Here is a 1,154-nt window from a genome sequence, read left to right on the forward strand (position 1 = left end):
ATACCCCCATGGGTATGGTCGGAGCGTGGCTGTCGCCAGGCGGCCCGGGAACGGGGAGAGCCTGATGAAGACCGTCATCGTGGGTGCTGTGGCCGGTGGGATGTCGGCGGCGACGCGGCTGCGCCGCCTCGACCCGACGGCCGAGATCGTGGTGTTCGAGCGTGGCGAGCACGTGTCGTACGCCAACTGCGGCCTGCCGTACCACGTCGGCGGGGTGATCGCCGACCGCGGGTTCCTGCTGCTGCACACCCCTGACAGCCTGCGCACCCGGTTCGACCTCGACGTGCGGGTGCGTGCCGAGGTCGTCGCCATCGATCGTGCGCGGCAGGTGGTGCGGGTGCGCGAGGTCGCCGGCGGTGGCGAATACGAGGAGTGCTACGACCGGCTGGTGCTCAGCCCTGGGGCGGCGCCGTTCGTGCCCGACCTGCCCGGCATTGAACGGGCGATGACCCTGCGGTCGGTCACCGACGCCGACCGGCTCACCGCCCTCCTCGCGGAGCGGCAGCCGCGGGCCGCCGTCGTGGTCGGCGGCGGATTTATCGGCCTGGAGACCGCGGAGAACCTGTGTCTGCGGGGGCTGGCCGTCAGCCTGGTCGAACTCGACCGGCAGGTCCTTGCGCCGCTGGACCCGGAGATGGTCCCCGCGGTCCACGCCGAACTGCGCCGCCACGGTGTCAGCCTGCACCTCGGCACCGCACTCACCAAGGTCCTGCCCGACGCGGTCGAACTCGCCGACGGGCGACTCCTGGCCGCCGACCTCGTCGTGCTGGCCATCGGCGTACGACCTGAGGTCGGCGTGGCCCGCGCCGCCGGGCTGACGATCGGCCCGCGCGGCGGTATCGCAGTCGACGACACCATGCGGACCAGCGACCGGCACATCTACGCTGTCGGCGACGCGGTCGAGAAGACCGACCGCCTCAGCGGCGAGACCGCGCTGATCCCGCTGGCCAACACCGCCAACCGGCAGGGACGGCTGGCCGCGGACGCGATCGCCGGCCGGCCCGTGCGCCTGGACGGGCGGCTCGGCACCGCGATCGTGCAGATCTTCGACCTGACCGTGGCCGTCACCGGCTGGAACGAGAAACGGCTCCGCGCTGCCGGCCGCCCTTACCAGGCGGTCCACACCCATCCCGCCTCCCACGCCGGCTACTACC

The 1,154-nt window shown here is 72.6% G+C and carries 1 protein-coding gene; it reads left to right on the forward strand.

Going from position 1 to position 1,154, the window contains the following annotated elements; all coding sequences use genetic code 11:
* Positions 1 to 64: 64 nt before the first annotated feature.
* Positions 65 to 1,154: NAD(P)/FAD-dependent oxidoreductase (locus OP18_RS50615; RefSeq protein WP_033367983.1), on the forward strand; the 1,090-nt coding region annotated here is incomplete at its 3' end.

It is taken from the genome of Dactylosporangium aurantiacum (assembly GCF_000716715.1).
In the GTDB taxonomy this organism is placed as follows: Bacteria; Actinomycetota; Actinomycetes; order Mycobacteriales; family Micromonosporaceae; genus Dactylosporangium; species Dactylosporangium aurantiacum.